14 protein-coding genes are annotated in these 17,446 nt (G+C 59.2%); 4 read left to right on the top strand and 10 right to left on the bottom strand.

Features of this window, described 5'->3' with window-relative positions:
- Window positions 1-105: 105 nt before the first annotated feature.
- The 3 genes from DK412_RS30015 to DK412_RS04790 form a co-directional block, all read right to left on the bottom strand.
- Window positions 106-1,002, bottom strand: a complete 897-nt coding sequence (locus DK412_RS30015; RefSeq protein ID WP_162596112.1) for a hypothetical protein — start codon at window positions 1,000-1,002, stop codon at window positions 106-108.
- A 175-nt stretch (window positions 1,003-1,177) separates the two neighbouring features.
- On the bottom strand, window positions 1,178-2,170 hold the full coding sequence (locus DK412_RS04795) for an AraC family transcriptional regulator (RefSeq protein WP_109971017.1): 993 nt from the start codon (window positions 2,168-2,170) through the stop codon (window positions 1,178-1,180).
- A gap of 536 nt (window positions 2,171-2,706) precedes the next feature.
- Complete coding sequence (locus tag DK412_RS04790) at window positions 2,707-3,171, bottom strand: hypothetical protein (protein WP_109971016.1); 465 nt, start codon at window positions 3,169-3,171, stop codon at window positions 2,707-2,709.
- 710 nt (window positions 3,172-3,881) lie between these two features.
- On the opposite strand from DK412_RS04790, the gene DK412_RS04785 reads away from it, so the two are divergent.
- From DK412_RS04785 to DK412_RS04775, 3 genes are all read left to right on the top strand, one after another.
- Window positions 3,882-4,463 (top strand): NUMOD3 domain-containing DNA-binding protein, encoded by a 582-nt coding sequence (locus DK412_RS04785; protein WP_109971015.1) that lies wholly within the window; start codon window positions 3,882-3,884, stop codon window positions 4,461-4,463.
- Between the two features lie 180 nt (window positions 4,464-4,643).
- Window positions 4,644-4,979: a hypothetical protein gene (locus tag DK412_RS04780; RefSeq protein ID WP_109971014.1), complete on the top strand. Its 336-nt coding sequence runs from the start codon at window positions 4,644-4,646 to the stop codon at window positions 4,977-4,979.
- A gap of 314 nt (window positions 4,980-5,293) precedes the next feature.
- Entirely contained in the window at window positions 5,294-7,507 is a 2,214-nt protein-coding gene (locus DK412_RS04775) for an ATP-dependent RecD-like DNA helicase (protein WP_109971013.1), read from the top strand.
- Between the two features lie 32 nt (window positions 7,508-7,539).
- Here the strand turns inward: DK412_RS04775 and DK412_RS30010 are convergent, their stop codons facing one another.
- The 5 genes from DK412_RS30010 to DK412_RS04750 all read right to left on the bottom strand — a co-directional run bounded on the left by DK412_RS30010 (window position 7,540) and on the right by DK412_RS04750 (window position 12,343).
- A complete protein-coding gene (locus DK412_RS30010; protein ID WP_162596111.1) occupies window positions 7,540-8,685 on the bottom strand; it encodes a hypothetical protein in 1,146 nt (381 codons plus the stop codon).
- Between the two features lie 136 nt (window positions 8,686-8,821).
- Window positions 8,822-9,889, bottom strand: a complete 1,068-nt coding sequence (locus DK412_RS04765) for a hypothetical protein (protein ID WP_109971012.1) — start codon at window positions 9,887-9,889, stop codon at window positions 8,822-8,824.
- The gene (locus DK412_RS04760; protein ID WP_162596110.1) at window positions 9,886-10,275 is read right to left on the bottom strand and encodes a hypothetical protein; all 390 of its coding nucleotides are present in this window, start codon (window positions 10,273-10,275) and stop codon (window positions 9,886-9,888) included. Before DK412_RS04760 ends, DK412_RS04765 begins: the two co-directional genes overlap by 4 nt.
- Window positions 10,276-10,277: 2 nt before the next feature.
- Complete coding sequence (locus DK412_RS30005; RefSeq protein ID WP_162596109.1) at window positions 10,278-10,919, bottom strand: hypothetical protein; 642 nt, start codon at window positions 10,917-10,919, stop codon at window positions 10,278-10,280.
- Window positions 10,920-10,993: 74 nt separating this feature from the next.
- Window positions 10,994-12,343: a hypothetical protein gene (locus DK412_RS04750; protein ID WP_204165499.1), complete on the bottom strand. Its 1,350-nt coding sequence runs from the start codon at window positions 12,341-12,343 to the stop codon at window positions 10,994-10,996.
- Between the two features lie 289 nt (window positions 12,344-12,632).
- Here DK412_RS04750 and DK412_RS30000 point away from each other — a divergent pair, with 289 nt between their 5' ends.
- The gene (locus DK412_RS30000; RefSeq protein WP_162596107.1) at window positions 12,633-15,236 is read left to right on the top strand and encodes a hypothetical protein; all 2,604 of its coding nucleotides are present in this window, start codon (window positions 12,633-12,635) and stop codon (window positions 15,234-15,236) included.
- Between the two features lie 55 nt (window positions 15,237-15,291).
- On the opposite strand, the gene DK412_RS04740 is transcribed toward DK412_RS30000, so the two are convergent.
- The gene (locus DK412_RS04740; RefSeq protein ID WP_109971007.1) at window positions 15,292-16,590 is read right to left on the bottom strand and encodes a Y-family DNA polymerase; all 1,299 of its coding nucleotides are present in this window, start codon (window positions 16,588-16,590) and stop codon (window positions 15,292-15,294) included.
- Window positions 16,587-17,051, bottom strand: a complete 465-nt coding sequence (locus tag DK412_RS04735; protein WP_204165498.1) for a S24 family peptidase — start codon at window positions 17,049-17,051, stop codon at window positions 16,587-16,589. Before DK412_RS04735 ends, DK412_RS04740 begins: the two co-directional genes overlap by 4 nt.
- Between the last annotated feature and the right edge of the window lie 395 nt (window positions 17,052-17,446).

Genomic DNA, 17,446 nt, shown 5'->3' with positions numbered 1-17,446 from the left:
ACGATGCGTACTTGGCGGCGTGATGGCGATTGTTCCGATGCCGCCTGGACCCAATGGGTAAAGGCCGACTTGGCATTTGCTGTCGGCCTAGATAACGCCGGAATGCTATAACGACTTACGGAGATAGAGGTGACGAGTTTTTCTGGGTATTAAATCAAATATATTTTCGATAACTTTTACATCGAGGCTGTTTCGAAGCGGTACCAAATTTTTTGGAAGCCCGCCCCCAAGGACTAGACAAACTGCAACCCCCTCACCAAGACCGGCGAAGCTAGCGTGAGCTTCTAAGACGGCGCGGTACTTAACGCATTGAAACAGGCCCCTGATTAAATCCTGTGCCGGTGCATTTTTGGGTTTCACCTCGACAGCGCATATTCGCTGCCTATTATGAAAAATAACGTCGATCCTATCGCCGGACGGGATGCCTCTTTCAATCTGACCCTTTGGATGATTGACCGCAAGCCCGACGATAGCTGGATTTTCACTGATGAATTCTTTCAATAATTTGTGTTCCGGCCCTTCACCCTGACCTTTGCAGCCAGATGCTAGCTCAATCAAATCGGCCACATAATTTGGGGCAGGGATCAGATTTAGCTCTGATAGGACATCGTTCCAGTATGGATATTCGTAAATTTTTGTTCTGTATTGCTCAATTGCAGATCTTCTTTCCGAGCTATCACTCCATGTATAACCCTCGTCATTTAGAAACCCGTCAAAACCAGATCCCGGCAAGCCTGTTTGTTTATTAACAACAAGTGATTGAATATGTGGTATGGTCCCGCCCCAGCTTTCTGCTAGCTCGATCAGGGCCCTTCCAACACATCCTAGCGGATAATTCAACACGCGGGGGTTCGTCATGCTTAGCTCATCGGCGAGGGCTTCGTATGATAGAGGCCGCTTCGAAGCCGCTTGCCTTACCAAAATAGGCAATATCCTTCGTGCCCGCTCTTGGTACAGTTTCTTGCCGTGCAGATCCTGGGCGATCTCGTAGGTTTTGGACATTGTTTCTGCACTCGCCGTTTCTAAAGCCGATAAGTCAATATCGCGCTCGGCAATAACGAATGGAAGATCTAAATTTCGCGTAAGGCGGATCCCGTCTTGACCTGCCCGTTGCCAGCATCGAAGTGGCAACGCCGCTACAATCTTATCAGCCAGGTCAGCGGCAATGCTAAGCGCGCTAAAGCTCTCTCAGCCATCCCAACAATGGGGCATCAGCAGGCTGTGGTGCTCGTACCTGGGGACCGGGCTGCACCTCGCTGGGGTTCATTCCATACTTACGCCGGAAGGCCCGGCTGAACACGAGATCGTTGTGGAAGCCGCATTCGTGAGCGAGCCGCGCGATCTTGGGCCGCCGGCCCTCGCTGTGCCGCAGCCGCCGCATGGCCTCAGCCAGCCGGCGGTCCCGGATATACGCGTAAACGCCGCCATCAGGGGCAAACAGCTGGTACAGCGGCGTTCGGGAGAGCCCGAACTGGGCGCTCAGCATGGGCAGGTCTACCTGCGCCAGATGCTGCTCTATGAACTGCTGCACGGCGAACCGCAGCTGGGTTTCCTCCGGGGGCGCTGCCATGGCGCTGCCGCTGACCTCCCAGGCCAATGCCCGGCACAGGTCCACCGTAGCCGGCACCAGATGGTGCGTGAGCCCGGGTGTCGCCGACACGGCGCATTCGTTGAAATGCCGCAGGAAGTCCGACAGCAGCTGGGCCAAGGGGTAGGCAGACCCGGGGAGAACGCCGCCGTGCCGGAAGGCGAGTTCGTCGGCGCGATCCCCGAAAATGCGTCGCGGTAGGAACAGCGTTGCTCCCCGGCCCTGCCCCGTTTCCATGCGGATGGGCCTAGCCAAATCCAGCACGAGGAGATCGCCGGGAGCGGCCTCGACGGGACTGCCACCCACATCGACCCGGATGCTGCCGCTGACCGTCGTCCTCAGCACCAGATGATCCAGACCCTGATCGCGTATGCGTTCCGGGCCTCGCCTCACCGATTGGGCTGGCACCTCATCCGCGGCGAGCACCATCTGGCCGAGGTGCTGGTAGCGCTGAAATGCCGTGATCGGCACTTCGGCCTCCGTGGGAACCGTGGCATCGAAGATGGGGGCGAGGCTGGTGATCCAGGCCCGGCGGCGTCGACCGGGTTCGGCGATATGCTCGAAGCGATGTTCGAGGATCACGGCGTGGCTGCCGTGGTGAGCTGCCGGCCGCAGCGGGTGCCCTGCGGCTCAAGCTGCACCTGGGAATGCCGGGCGCTCACGCACACGCGCGAGAGTGCATCTCGGCATGGCGATGCCGAAATCTGGCCAATCTGGCTCATTTTTCAGAAGATCACTCTGTCTTGGCGGTGTCGCGAGGACGAGTGGAGTTTGCGTTGAGCGTGTTGCTGCGCCCGTTATCGATCAGAAGGCATGCAATGCATTTGCATATGCTGCGTACTAGAATGCCTACGTTACGTACTTGCGCCGGCTGTACGTGTGGGCCGCCGTAGATCGCGCTGCGGCAGTCTGCATCTGATGCTGCCGGCTATCTGCGACCAAAACCCGATTTCGCGCACTTGCTGTGCTGGGTGAGCCGACGCGCGCCTAAGCTGTTGTGGGATCGCTCGTTTTTTCTGCGGGATCGGCGGTTTTGACGACACTGCGCCACGCGGAGATCACCGCATCTCGGGGTGACGGCGCCGCCCCCATGTACGTGCGCCGTCACCGCAACGGGGTCACGCCGCCTTCTTCTTGCGGCGCTCCGCCATCATGAGACCCCGGGCCACCGCAGCCTCCTTGATCTGGGCGTCCAGCTCCCCTGCCCTCACCGCGTTGATCAGGGCGTCGATGATCGCCGGTAGCTTGTCGAGGGTGCCGATGCCGATTGCGGCCTTGCCCGGCTGCAGCGGCATGGGCTTGCCACCGACCCGGAGGATGAAGTGCGTGGTACCGGCTTCGTCCTGGAACCAACCGCGCCGCACACGCCGGTTGACCTCCATGCGTACCCGCTGGCCCTGGGCGTCCTTGCGCATGCCAAGGGTCTTGGGGGGCTGGTACACCCGGCCTTCGAGGGTGGCCGTCACCATCTCCTTCTGCTCGGCGAGCTGGCCCAGCAGCTTCTCCCGCGCCCGCGCGAGGGGGTCGTTGGCCGACACGGCGGGAGCAGCAGCGCTGAGCTTGAGGGTCTTGAGCACCGACATGTGTGTGTCCTTTGCTTGAGCACGACCAGTTCTCATGTCCAGAACATTACTGCCGTTGTCCTGCTGTTCAACCTGAGATTAGAACGTGATGATCTAGGACGCCGCTCCATCCGTGATTGATCGCAAAATGCACCAGAACGCACAAGGACACTGTCCAGTCAGGATCCAATTCTTAAGTAGTTGATTTTGCGCTCTAATTTTTCGCAATTTCGGGCTCTTTAGTGCCACTGCGGTGCATGCTCGCCCGCGGCACCCTCTCCCAAAGCCATTACGACCCAAAACCAGATGGGTAGACTGGAAGTCCGCGAGTGGCGCTCTCCACGGAGCGTCAGCGAAGTGGCGCCGCGAGCAGCCCTCGTCTGGCAAGACGAGGTGCGACAGCGCCTAACCGGCGAAGTTCCCGCGAGTGGGTTGCGAGCAGCGCGAGCAAACACGCCGCGAGAACTCGCAGGTAAGGACGGTGATATTTGTGCTAGTTTGGGTGGTAGTGGGTTGTGTCTATCTTCTACTTCGTAGAAGATGGATCCAATCTATTACTTCCATCTAGTGCGAATGTTACCTCCTCTAAATATACATACAACTAACCTATTATTGCAACGCTCGGCGCAGCCTACTGTGACAACGCCATCAGATCCTCGACGGAAAAGAAAATATCGCAAACTGGCGTGGTGCGCCGCTAAAAGGGTATATCGTCTAACAAGGAGAGCCAAATGACACAATTCAAATCGGAACGCGATCAGGAGTTGGAGAAATTTCTTCGAGGTCGCTATGAAAGCAGCAAGGCATATCAGGAAAGCGAGGGTCGAGTTTTTGATATTTCATGGGATGAGTACCTCGTCTTGTGGAAGCGTCAACGGTATTTTTACAACGTGCTCAAGCAGAAAATGCTGTTTGGAGATCCCATGGGTTTCATGCTTAGCGATGATGGCTACGTCCTAAGCTGGAAAAACAAAAATGCTTTCATGGACGGCATCTGCAGCGTCCATACGATGGAAATCAAAACAAAGGAGATGAGCAAGCGCGTGTGCCACATGCAAAGCGGCGACACTCACAGCCAAGAAAGCAAGGACAAAATTAGGGATGCGCGAACCGGTACCAAGCAGTCAGACGCCACCAAGCAGGCCATCAGCGCTTCCCTCTCGGGCGCTCCAAAAAGCGCTGAAACAAGAAAGAATATGAGTGAGGCGGCTAGTAGGCGCTGGGCGAAGGTGAGGGAAGACAAAGCAACAGCAATGGCTGCAATGCTTGGTAGTCACCCTCTTCCGCAAAATGTTGTGGTTTCAAATTTGTAAGCCGATCTTCTAAGCACGACCATATCCCAAATTGGAGACAAACAATTGAATGGCCCGGCTTGCATTTTTGCTCCGGGCCACTGTCATCCTCAGACCCCGGTCGTCAACTCAGTGGAAAGGCTCACTGATATCGTTTCCTTACCAATCTAGCTACTATCTGCTCAGATGGGAGGTTTCGACATGGATACGACTATTAAGCTATTGGACGAGGTGGATGCCATGCAGAAGCTAGGCATGCGCAGTCATGGCCGGTACGTTTATGCGGTGCAAGGCGACAAAACGCAGGAGGTAATCGATTGGGTGACCGCCGAGCCACTTCGAATTTGCATGTGCGCGGTGTGGGATGTCGGTGTTTTGCTGGCTGCTTATGTGATGTTCGATCGAGAGGCCCAGACAGAACGGAGAATGAAGGAAATCAATCACGCGCTGGAGATGTTCGTTATGACATTCCACGGCGCGGATGAATTTAATTGGCAGGTCCCCAAGAATGTCCCTCGGGCAACAAGGCGACCATAAACGAAATATTTGATATAATTCGCCTTCCGTTATCTTCTGACTGATCTATGCGGTCGCAATTCGGTGGCAGCAGCGCAAGGGTGCATCCGAATAGCCACCGCGTAAGTTTCTTGCGATGTGAGCCGGGAGCGGAGCACCGGCATTTGATCGGATGACCCGTTATCGGCCGGATTGCGTCGCAGTTCTGGCGAAAGAACGAACCAAGAAATATATTCTCGTTCATGGCACCAGCGCTGCCCTGGATCGGCGGTAACCGCCTTGCCAAGCTATGGCAGCGGCAACGGGTCGAGAACCCGAGAGGAAGCGTGAGCGTAATGGGCCCACCGAGGCAGGTCGACAGAGCCAATCCTGTCGAGGCTCTCGCGGGCACGGTCGAGCGTGTCACCTTCCACTCGCCAGAGACCGGGTTCTGCGTGCTCAAGGTGCAGGCCCGAGGCAAGCGCGACCTCGTACCGGTGATTGGCCACGCCCCTGCCATCGGCGCTGGAGAGTGGATCACCGCCACCGGTGTCTGGATCTCCGATCGCACTCACGGTTTGCAGTTCAAGGCCGAGACGCTGAAGGCCACGCCCCCTACGGGAGCAGCAGGCATCGAGAAGTACCTCGCCTCCGGCCACATGCGAGGGATCGGCCCTGCCATGGCCAAGCGCATCGTGGCCGTCTTCGGCGAGAACACCTTCGAGATCATCGAGGCCGAGCCTGATCGGCTCAAGGAGGTCACCGGCATCGGCCCTTGGAGGGCCGCGAAGATCATCGCGGGCTGGGCCGAGCAGAAGGCCGTGCGTGAGATCATGATCTTCCTGCACGCCCACGGTGTTGGCACGGCCAGGGCCGTGCGCATCTTCAAGACCTATGGCCATCAATCCATTCAGGTGATGACCGAGGACCCCTATCGGCTCGCCCGCGATATACGCGGCATCGGCTTCCGCACCGCCGACGCGATCGCCATGAGGCTCGGCATGCAGCGGGATGCCTCTCCCCGGCTGCGAGCGGGTGTCTCCTTCGCCTTGCAGACGGCCATGGATGAAGGGCATTGCGCGTTACCGGCTGAACGCCTCACGGTGCTGGCTCAGAAGCTGCTGGAGGTCGAACCCCAGCTGATCCGCGCGGCCATCGCCGAAGAGTTGCTACGCGGGGAAGAGGTGATCGCCGACACGATCGGCGACGAACCCTGCGTATTCCTGAAGGGCCTGCATGCGGCGGAGCGCAGCATCGCCGAGCGCTTGATCGCGAGAGCCGCGGGATCGGCTCCCTGGCCTCAGATCGACCTGGAGAAGGCGCGGCCATGGGTGGAGCAGAAGACCGGCAAGGTGCTCTCTCCCTCCCAGGCCGAGGCGGTGCGCGTGATGCTGGCGTCCAAGCTCTCGGTGATCACCGGCGGACCGGGTGTGGGCAAGACGAGCACGCTGGACACCGTGCTGCGCATTCTCATCGCCAAAGGGGTTCGCGTGGTCCTCGCCGCCCCCACTGGCCGCGCAGCTAAGCGGATGACGGAGCAGACCCGGTTGGAGGCCAAGACCATCCACCGACTGCTGGAGATCGACCCCAAGCACGGCGGCTTCTCGCGCAACGAGGAGACCCCTCTGGATTGCGACCTGCTGGTGATCGATGAAACGTCAATGGTGGACGTGCCGCTGATGAACGCGCTGCTCAAGGCCGTTCCGGAACGGTCAGGGCTACTGCTGGTGGGCGATGTCGATCAGCTGCCATCGGTGGGCCCAGGGCAGGTGCTGGCCGATGTGATCGCATCCGGGCGTATTCCCGTGGCACGTCTCACGGAGGTATTTCGGCAGGCCGCCGAGAGCCGGATCGTGGTGAATGCCCATCGGATCAACGCTGGGAAGATGCCCCAACCGGCCGGGGCCGGCGAGCAGACGGATTTCTACCTCATCGAGATTGCCGAGCCTGAAGAGGGAGTGGCCAAGCTCATCGAGGTGGTGACGCGGCGTATACCCAAGCGGTTTGGCTTCGATCCCGTTCGGGATGTCCAGGTGCTCACGCCGATGAACCGTGGCGTGCTCGGCGCCCGCAACCTCAACCACGAACTCCAGGCGGTCCTGAACCCCAATCCGCCTGCCATGGTGGAGCGGTTCGGTTGGAAATTCGCCCCTGGCGATCGGGTGATGGAGACGCAGAACGACTACGACCGCGAGGTGTTCAACGGCGACCTCGGCGCCGTGCTGCGCATCGACGATGATGAGGGGGCGCTCGTGGTGGAGTTCGACGGGCGGGAGGTGGTGTATCCCTATGGGGAACTCGACACGCTGGTGCCCGCCTACGCGACGACGATCCACAAGAGCCAGGGATCGGAGTACCCGGCGGTGGTGATCCCGATCGCCACGCAGCACTGGACCATGCTGGCGCGCAACCTGCTCTACACGGGCGTGACGCGCGGCAAGCGCCTGGTGGTGCTGATCGGACAGCGCAAGGCGATCGGCATGGCTGTGCGCGGGGGCGCTGCAAAGCGCCGGTACACGAAGCTGCGCGAGTGGTTATCCATCGCGGTCGTGGAACATCAACGGCGGTGACGCTGCCGCCGGCAGCAGCTCTCCGGCGCGGGCTACGCGCGCCATCGAGTACCCATAGCGGAGCGGTTGCGGCGTTCGTCGCGGACCCTCGACATGACGTCAGGCCAAAGGGTCCATCGCTCGGCACCGCCCGCGGGTATGAGGATGCCGGCATGTGCCGCAGCGCTCATCCAGGCCTTGATGGCCTCTGCGGGTAGAGCGAAGGAGGGATCGACCTGCTTCAAAGCCTGGGCGTCAGCCGTCGTGAGCCGTGCGAAGCGCGACCGAAGCCAACCTCTCTGTTTGAGTTGCCGGAGGGCATCTGCCGGGGTGATGACAGGTCGTCCCCCCGCGAGGGCTCGGTCGATCATTTGCTCCAAGATCGCGGCCTGCCAATCGGAGGGCGAGACCGTAAAGCAGCCAATGCCCGGGACGGCCATGCCGATCGCCTGAGGGAAATCGGTGGCGAGGCGACTAGCCGCCATCGTGATCGATCGGCTTGTTCGCGCCTCCGCGTGAGCTGCGCGGTATGTTCGAGCCAACGACACAGCATTTACCGCGGCAGACGGCTTGAGCAGGTCCACACTCGCTGGCCGGAGCGCGTTGGATAGCAGCAGCCTGGGGTTGTGTAGCCAGCGCCGCGGTGCCTCTTTGAGGATTGCTTCCTCCAACCCACTACGGCTCACATCTCGCGGGGCCCACGACAGGTCAATCTCAACCGCCGCCACGTTCAGCTTGACGAACTTCGCGATTTTGGTCGCATCGCAGGGGTGTGTGACGCGAAACTCCACCAGCAGGTCGCGGCCACCTCGGCGAGCGATCACGTCCGGAACGATGCCGCTCAGCCGGTGCTCCAAGGCCACTTCATCGAGACGAAGGGCTCCACCGGGGTAGCCCTTGCCACCTGCGCCTTCCGTCTCCTGCCAGCCGGGCAGGACCAGCTCCAAACGTCGAGCGAGACATGCCTTAGCGAATTTATGAAGGGCTGTCTCGGGCCCGGTCGCGCAGCCACTGCCGTCTGCCCAGCCGTAGTGGCCGAAATGGTGATCGAGGTGTTCGCCCCGGCGAGCAACCAAAGGTGCGCCACAGCCGGGACACCGACATCCGCAGGCCAGCCCAGAGGCGACCTCAGTGATGTGGACGATGGCACCGTCCGGCGTCTCACCGAAGACGAGGCTGCTGTCACCATGGGCTTTCATAGGGCCTGGAGTTCCGCTCCTTCGATCCAGCGCGGCCTTCTTGCCACCCTACCCTATCATGCCTGCCTTCCAAATGGATCGACGGCACGGTCGGCGACCGTGCCGTCGAAGGAGCACGTTGGTATCCGTCTCGATCTCACGCGGCGAGCACGCGATCGTAGAGGGCTTCTCCGGAGAAGAAACGCGAGAGTTGCTGCTCGCATGCTGTCAGGCTGTACCCACCGCTGACCACGCGATCCAGCACGGCCGAGAGATGCGCCACCAATGCCGGCTTGTGCCGCTGGTACGCCGCCCAGCTGGCTGTCCACTCCGCGGGGTACCGGAACTCCTCGGGGTACATCTCGCGGTAGCTGAGACGATCCGGCACCATCGGCACTGCCCCCGCCAGCATCCCCTCATAGCAGCCGATGCCCAGGGTCTCCTGCAGGCTGCACGAGAACACCACCCGGCTCCGAGCGAGCAGGTCGTGGTAATCCCCTTTGGTGAGAGCCATCTCCTGGCACGTCAGGAACCGCCAGCCGGGGAACGACCCCGCCAGATCCTTGAAGATCTCCAGCTGTTTCTCGGGTGCCAGCCGGTGGGGGAACAGCACGATGTTCTCCTTGGGCTGCCCGAGGTGCGGCTGTAGCTCCGCCGCCAGGTACTCCATGGGCCACCCACACACGGCCACTCGCGGATCATCCGCCGCCACGCTCACCCCTGCGCGGAACAGCTCGGCATGGGCTTGCGTCGCGAACATGCTGACATCGTAGGCCTCGAACAGCGCGCGTTCCATTGCCTTCGCCCATGCGACGTCCCGGGGTGCGATCCGGCCGAGGAAGTCGTTGGGGTCATAATGACCGGCGTGGAACAGTCCGATCAGGCGCACTGGTTTCTGGAGCAGCGCGCTCATGTACCGGATCTGATGCACGCCGGGATGCCATGCGTCGGTGATCAGGAACGTGTCGCCCGGCTGCACCTCCCCCCGCTGGAACCGCCGAGCGACCTCGGCGATCTGCGTGCTCTTGAAGATGTTGGTGCCGGCGAAATCGAGGAAGGCGCCCGCCAGGGGCACCGGCGGGGGCATTTCACCCTCGATCTGGATCACGCTCGCCGGCACGCCGCGTGCCGCGGCTGCCTGCGCCAGCTGCACGGGGAGATGGTGCAGCCACTGCCCCGTGTAACGCTGCTCATGGCCCTCGATGGGCAAAATCCAAATGGTCACTTGCGTTGCTCGCTGGCCGAGTACTGCGAGTAGCTACCGCACTCTCCGTCCTCGCTTACCTCGATCCAAACATCGCGGCCGGGGTAGTTAGCGGCAATGTTTTCGTACAGCTCGTCACTAATTGTCTCGCAGCTCTTTCCATCCAGCTGGAGTATACTGCTTTGATATAGCCCCTCCAGCCATTCGAGAAACGTATGGAATTCTACTTCACGATCACCGTGCCATACCTGTATCCACACACGGAATTTGAACAGGTGGCGGTGGGTGGCGGAAAGGTACGCGCGGTCCCCAGATGCCTCGGGCCAACGATGGAAGCCGGCGCGCTGGAACGTCACCCAGATCATTCGAAGCGGGGTAGCGGATGCGATTGTTGCAGCAGCGGTCATGTTCATTCAGCCGGGGCTAGAGAGCTACGCTTGTTGTGCAGATGCCAGAGAACCAGCCAGATCACGAATGTGGCCAGCATTTTTCCTGCGTAGTGTGAGATATAATTGGGCCAGGTGAGCTCATTAAGCCCATACAGTATGAGGGCCCCGTCGAACAACGTTGCGACGGCGGACGACCAAAGGATGCGATCTTTGAGATCCTCTTTTTTGAGGAAATGGAAGGCTATCTGGTCGATCCCCTCACTTACGAGAAACGCCAGTGCACTATAGTAGGCCAGGTCTCGATCTACGCAGAAATATACGATGATGGTCGCTATGAGCATGAACGCTGCGACCCAATCGCCGATGAGCCTTTGCGTGTAGTCGCGCATTACAAATATCAGGCCCACCAGCAGCGTGCCGGGAATGAGCGGAAACGACACCGGCGGGTTGCCGCTGAATGGAACTTTTACGGGGTATACGGGCAGATATTTCGCGAATGCATTGACCGCCACACCAGATGCAACATACATCACAATGAGCATGATCGTAAGATCGATATTATCATTCCATCGAGGCTTGTAATCGCCTCGAAAAAATCCAGTAAGCTCTCTTCGTCTAATCATCTCGATAATTCCGCGGCTATTAGGCTTGCGACCGATCACGGGCGGCTTAAGGCAGGCTTGCATTCGCAGCGGATCTGGCACTGCTGGGGCCGTGTCGTTCGGATTTGAGTGCTCTACAAAACGAGCGCGTCCAAACGCTGTCGATTTTGTTCGATGAAATCATGCGCCTTGTAGGGCGAGACACTTGCTATCGGCGACGGGAACTCCGCCGTTGGATAGTCCACCTCCAGCGGCGGCTGTTCGTTCAGCTCATCCATAAGGCCGAGCACGCGGTTGGGTGCAAAAATTATTTCGATAAGGCTGCGGATCACCAGGAGATCGACGGGGAAATTATTCCGTGTCTCGCCATCGTCGCTGAGCCAGTTGGCAGTCACTTGTTCAAGCGCCCGCGTTGCGGCATCCACATTGTGCGCGCACATGAGCAGTGAAGTCTTACTATCTGGCTTGACGATAAAGTTGCGGGGATCTGGGTCCTGGCGATCATGCCGCACCACCGCAATATCATTCACCGCAAGGTGCTGGCCGATGATGCTGATACCGGCATTAGGCGTAGCCCGGCCATGCATGGCGGGATATGAGCCCTGCGCGTCTTTGATTAGCCTGTGTGCTTCAGCCTGCGCGCGGGCGTGACACCAATCGTTGATAGCGAACGTCAGCTCGCTATGATGCCGAAACTCGCTGAGTTCAGCGTCGGATGGGCGATTATATTCGATCGAAAGTGATTTGTTATCAGCCACATAATAGGCGAGCAGGCTGTAGCGCTCGTTCGCCTCTTGAAATGGCGTAGCCGTATCAAAAGTGATCTGAAGGTCTGGATTGATGCTTGCTCGAATGCATCGCTGGATCGTCGTCAGCACACATGCGCTTGCAAGCGTACCCCTTCCAAGAACATGAATGTGCTTGATGCGCGCGAGCGTGCCGTCGTCGCGCATATCGACGAGGCGGCGCAGCATCAGTCGGTAGCTGATATTGCTGGTACCAGCGAACGCGATGCCCTCGGCGGCATCAATGAGCGGCTGGTGGACACGATACCACTCGCGGCTCTCGGGCTCACTCGTGCCCTGCAGCACCACGAGAAAACCTCGCTCGGGCTGCCGGTGGATCAGCATGGTCTCCGTGTTGATGTAAGTCTGCCGAAGGCATCCGTTGAATGCCACGCTCAATCCGTTGGCTCGGCTCATGGCCTCGAGGTTTTCGCCGTCCACATGGATGAGCCGATGAATGTGCGCGGCCATTTTGCCCGTGGCGATCCCCCCGGTCGGGAAGTCGAGGGCCATCACGAAATCGCCGTGCTCCTCCTGCCAGCGGAGTGATTGCAACACGGTGTGCGTGTAGCGCCAGGGTCCCAGCGTGCCCTGCTGGATCTGAAAACCTCCACTATCCGCGACCACGAACGAGGTTTTGCGATTGCGCTCGGTGATGTTCGTGCGCGCCGTGCTGAGGCTGCCGCTCTCCTGCATCACTTGCCCGGCACTCGCGAGAGTTGCTGGGTAGTGAAACATACTACCTGACCGCAGATAGTTAAGCATTGGACCTAGCAGGCCCTCCGCCTGCCACGTCACATCATTCGCGGATTTGGCATACCCGTGGCTAATCGCCGGCAGGTAGCGAGCCACATTGGTTTGGTGAGGGAAAAGGGTATCCAACATGTAGACATGTGTCGGCGCGTGCCTATTAACATGCCGCTAATGCCGCAGCGATACCCAGGGTCTCCAAAAAAATTTTAGATATCTAAAAAGTTGCAGGCCCAGGATGAGCGCAAGCCATAACACCCAGCAACCCTCCCTGAAGAAGGAGCTGGACGATATTGATAGCCGGCTGAGCGCCGCTCAACGTCACGCGGGCAAGGCTCGCAAGCACGAGGACGCGTTTTGGTCGCGCGTGTATGCGGCGCTGCATGACATCTATGAGGTCTGGCAGCCCCTGATCAATAACGACGATCTAATTAGAGCCTATTGCGATCGTCATGGGCTCAAATGCAATAGTATTAAGCTAAACAACCGATTTTATGCGCCCGTCCAGCTGTGTTTCAAGAACGCGCGAAGCGCTACAGCTGTAACGCAGTATGCCACCACGCTTCTTGAAGCAGATCGACTGGGGAAAGCACCAGTCGATCTAGTCGGATGGATCAAAAGCATCGGCAGCCCATCAGATGTTTATGATAGCGTAAGGAGCGCCACTAAGGGGCCTGCACTCGGTTCCGGTCACGTTCCCATTACAGCGCCGCAACCTGCAATGAATATCACAGCCTCAAGTGGAGGTGCGTCGCCAACTGCTAGTGCCAATCTGCCAGCTTCCACACATGCGCCTGCCGCCGTCTTGCTGCCGCCGCAAACCATTATCTCTAACATCCTTCAGGGCTGGGTCACGATCAAGCGGCTCGTTGACGGAAAAGAGAAAAGAGGCAGCGGTGCCGATAAACGGAAAATTCTCATTCGGAACATGTCTATTGGGGGCGAGACGTTCTTATGCTTGGAGAATATAGATACGACTTACACGTTTACAACGGCACGAGTGACTTTGCCATTTGAGTGGGCGGAGTTGGGGGATCGCTGGTACACGCTCTCGTTCCGTGAGGCTGACCGCCTGGCATTTAATTTTCCCATTGCATCCGGATGGAATGCCACAATTGCCGTGGATCACGTGGAATTTTCTGCCTCTAACGGAGTTCGGGTTGTCGCAGAAGTGTTCAATGATATGGACACAGATTTTCAACATATGGCTGTCCCAGTCGGTTATGGCCCGCATTTACAACTGACGGCAGAACGAGCGACCTCTTTTTTGAAATGGCACAACATCATAACCGGCAGCATCAAATTCAAAGCTCGTCAGCTACGACAAGAAGTACGACATCAAATTGATCGACATCAAGCAGTTTTGTCAAATCTATGGAGGCAGAACCGTCATATCACTTATGGCGCGCGGACGATAATGCACGTGCCATCGACAAACAAGCATCTCGATCATCGCTCATACGAATATCAAATGCCTGGAAAGGTTGAAATACCTCGCGCTCTTGATCTTTCAAGCGATAGCTTGACCTATAAGGTACCGCTAGAAAGTAGCTCAAGCTACAATAATGAAAGAGAAAAAACGGTAACAGAATATTACATCGACGTGCATCACTTTGCAACATCCGTGTTGCCTTGCGATAGTCGCGCAGACAACATGAAGTGCCGGCTGTTCGATGCCGTGGGACCAGTTCCCATCGATCAAGATGTTCGGCTGCCAGTCCTGGAAATGGCAGGCCTGTGCAAGCTCCTCAAGGAACACAATGTGGGAGCGAAAGCGCAGTTCGTAAATACGGACGACCGCCAAGCCGCTTTGCTGGTTGAGTTTTCCACCCCTGATAGTCGGGTCCGCTACATGGTACCCACCGTCAAGTCGGCATCCATGCTCCGCCGACACGCTTGCGAGCCCTTCAGCAAGACGGCGCCCGGCAGCGTGCTAAATTTCGCCGGAGCAGAAGCGCAATTCTGTGCCTATATCACGTCGTACCGTTCGCCTGATCCAGCTAAGTGGCAGCTAAGGAGCGCGAATTTCCTTGAGCAGCTGAATTGGTGGATGGAGGAAACCGACGTATCCATAGCGATATTGCTTAGTGGGTGGAGCCAGAACGACATTGACAGCTTCAACGTCCAAGGCAATGGTATCTTCGACGAATTGAAGGCCCGATTTGGTGATGCTGCCATTCGCGAAGTTGAGGGACGACCGCTCATCACCAACCGTATTGAATGCTTGGAATGGTTTTACAGCAGTACGTACGACTGGGGCATCATGATGGATGACGATGCCATTCTTGGAACCAAATATCATAAGAGCACTGATATAACGTTTTTTGATGAAATGGCTTCGAATGGCCCCTCGGCCTACGCTGGAGTAGATATTTTCTTTCCCTACTGGGACGGAAAAGACCCACGGCACCCCGCCGCGTTCTGGAATAAAGCCGGTCGAGATTACGACACCAATCACATTTTTCACAAAAATCCCGACTTAAAAGGTAGCCTATTCGTTTTGCGCAATTTCCGAAAAGAAGGCCGTCGTGAAGTCTTCCCCAACCCCACGTATGACATCCATGGAGAGGATACGCTGCTCGCGACAGAGGCTATATCGCTGGGCTATACGGTCATGATGTGTGCCAACATCGTGCTGCTCGAACTCAATGGGCCGAGCTATTTCGAGAAGGATCGCCGCGAAAATATGCGGGCCGCGCATGTGAGAATTGCAGAGATGTACAAGCATTTCGGGTTGAGGATGAAGGACCCAGCGGATCCCGAGAACAAGTCGTTTGATAGGTCAGAATTTTACGATCGCTGTTGGGATCAGCCCAAGGAGCAAACTGTTCCAAAGCCCTGAGGCTGCAGAGTGAGGCGCCTTCGCAGCTCCCCCGTTCCGCCGGAGCACGGCGCAATCACTGCACCGTCGCACTGGCCGTCGGCACCTCATTTAGCCGTGTGGTAAAACGCAGTGAGCGCATCTCGAACTTGGTGGACCAGCTACGCTTCTCCACCAAACCCGCCCGCGCAGGCACCACGGCTCCGCGCCCGAACCGGCTGTTGCAGGCGTCCATTGCCGCCATCAGCGCACCGGACTTCTCCCGGTCATGTGCGTCGAACAGCGGGCGGGGAGCGTCGTCCAGCGGCACGAGGTCCGTGGTGACGAGCCCGGCCTTGCTGTAGCGCCAGGGGGATGGCCCCTGCTCCTTCCAGGTCCTCTCCACCCCCCGCAGCGCCGCCTGGATCAGGTGCCGGCTGTCGTTGGTCGCCTCGGGCATATGAACGACCGTCGAGACGGACCGCATGGGGTCGCCGCGGTCATGCTCGCTGGTGTGGTAGAACACCGTGACCGCCGACACGGCGAGCCCATCTCGGCGCAGCTTCTCCCCGAGCCGCGTTGCGTGTGCGGCAACGGCCTGCTCAAGCACATCCCGCTTGATGATCCGGGTGGAGAAGCTACGGGTCACCGCGCAGCCCTTGCGCCGGGCCGGCACGATCTCGAGCGGCAGGCACGACCGTCCGCGTAGCTCATGGATGATGCGCTCCCCCACCACCGTTAGCGACTGACGTGCCGGCCGGGGATCGAGGTCGCGCAGATCAGCTACCGTATCCACGCCCATCGCAGTAAGCCGGGCTAGCGAGGCACGCCCGATGCCCCATACCTCCCCTACCGAGATCCCCACCATCCACGCTGCACGTTCCGCCTCGTCGGAGAGGTCGCACACGCCGCCAAGCTCCGGGATCGATTTGGCGATGTGGTTGGCCAGTTTGGCGAGGGTCTTGGTAGGGCCGATACCCACGCAGGTGGGCAGGCCGGTCCATCGGCGCACGGTGGAGCGGAGATCCCGAGCCAGCGCCACCCGGTCACGCTCCCGCACGTCGGAGAGGTCGAGGAAGCTCTCATCGATGGAGTACACCTCCACGTCCCGCGCGAACTGCCGGTACACCGTGTTGGCACGAGCGCTCATATCGCCATACAAGGCGTAGTTGCTGCTGAAGACGCGCACCCGCTGCCGCCGGCATAGGTCACGGATCTTGAAGTAGGGTTCGCCCATGCGGATGCCGAGCGCCTTGGCCTCGGCGGTGCGGGCGATGGCGCAGCCGTCGTTGTTGGACAGCACGATCACCGGCACGCCGGAAAGCTTGGGGTCGAACACGCGCTCGCAGGAGCAATAGAAGCTGTTGCCGTCGATGAGCGCCAGGGCTCGGCTCATCGCGCAACACCCGAGCGGGCCTTCACATGGTGCCAGCGCACCGAGAACAGCAGCACACCCCAGAGCAGCCCCTCCTCCAGATCCTCCAGGGCGAACTCCTGATCCATGTCGGGATTGTCGAACGTGAGGCTCAGCCGGTTGCCCGTCATCAGCAGGCGTTTGATGCTCATCTCGCCATTCACCACCGCAACGACGACAGCGCCGGAGGTGGGCGACAGCGACCGATCCACCACGGCCAGATCCTCGTCGTGGATGCCGGCGCCCTTCATGCACCAGCCCCGCACGCGCCAGATGAAGGTGGCAGGTGGGTTGGGGACCAGCCAGCGCGGCAGTTCCAGCGCGCCTTCGATGAAATCCTCAGCGGGGCTCGGGAAGCCCGCGCACAGGGTCGTCCGCATGAACGGCACGCGGACGAGCCCGCTGCCATCTGCTGCCTCCTCGCCGACCCGGTAGAAACCCACTTGGCGCTCTCCGTTTCAGAACGAAAAGAGAACAAACAGGCCCGTGGTTCCCGGTCAAGGCCGAGCTTGGGTCGGTGGGGAGCGGGGACGGCTCGATCAGGTGATTGTGAGAGGGCGATGGTCGCGATGGCGTAGATATGCGAGATCCGCCGGATGCGGGTGAGCCCGAGCATGCCTCGGGCCTTGGACAAGCTGCGCCCCATCCCGTCGTGCGCACAGCACCATCAATCTGCGGATGACCTGTCACGGCAGCTGACGCCGGGCGGCGATGTCGCGTGATCGGCGGTGGGGCGCGCTACGCCTACACGGCCCGCCTGATCCCCACGTCGCAGGGCGGCATAGTCCCTGAGATGCGTTCTACCCACTTTTAGGGCGGACGCCAGACGCTCGTGTTT

It is taken from the genome of Methylobacterium sp. 17Sr1-1 (assembly GCF_003173775.1).
In the GTDB taxonomy this organism is placed as follows: Bacteria; Pseudomonadota; Alphaproteobacteria; order Rhizobiales; family Beijerinckiaceae; genus Methylobacterium.
The sequence above is the reverse complement of the archived record's forward strand: the minus strand, read 5'-3'. Positions and strand labels throughout refer to the sequence as shown.

What these genes read in the sequence shown, in the direction of transcription:
- DK412_RS30015 (WP_162596112.1), bottom strand. Translation starts at nt 1,002, where the DNA reads ATGTCCAAAACCTACGAGATCGCCCAGGATCTGCACGGCAAGAAACTG.
- DK412_RS04790 (WP_109971016.1), bottom strand. Translation starts at nt 3,171, where the DNA reads ATGTCGGTGCTCAAGACCCTCAAGCTCAGCGCTGCTGCTCCCGCCGTG.
- DK412_RS04785 (WP_109971015.1), top strand. Translation starts at nt 3,882, where the DNA reads ATGACACAATTCAAATCGGAACGCGATCAGGAGTTGGAGAAATTTCTT.
- DK412_RS04780 (WP_109971014.1), top strand. Translation starts at nt 4,644, where the DNA reads ATGGATACGACTATTAAGCTATTGGACGAGGTGGATGCCATGCAGAAG.
- DK412_RS04775 (WP_109971013.1), top strand. Translation starts at nt 5,294, where the DNA reads ATGGGCCCACCGAGGCAGGTCGACAGAGCCAATCCTGTCGAGGCTCTC.
- DK412_RS30010 (WP_162596111.1), bottom strand. Translation starts at nt 8,685, where the DNA reads ATGAAAGCCCATGGTGACAGCAGCCTCGTCTTCGGTGAGACGCCGGAC.
- DK412_RS04760 (WP_162596110.1), bottom strand. Translation starts at nt 10,275, where the DNA reads ATGACCGCTGCTGCAACAATCGCATCCGCTACCCCGCTTCGAATGATC.
- DK412_RS30000 (WP_162596107.1), top strand. Translation starts at nt 12,633, where the DNA reads ATGAGCGCAAGCCATAACACCCAGCAACCCTCCCTGAAGAAGGAGCTG.
- DK412_RS04740 (WP_109971007.1), bottom strand. Translation starts at nt 16,590, where the DNA reads ATGAGCCGAGCCCTGGCGCTCATCGACGGCAACAGCTTCTATTGCTCC.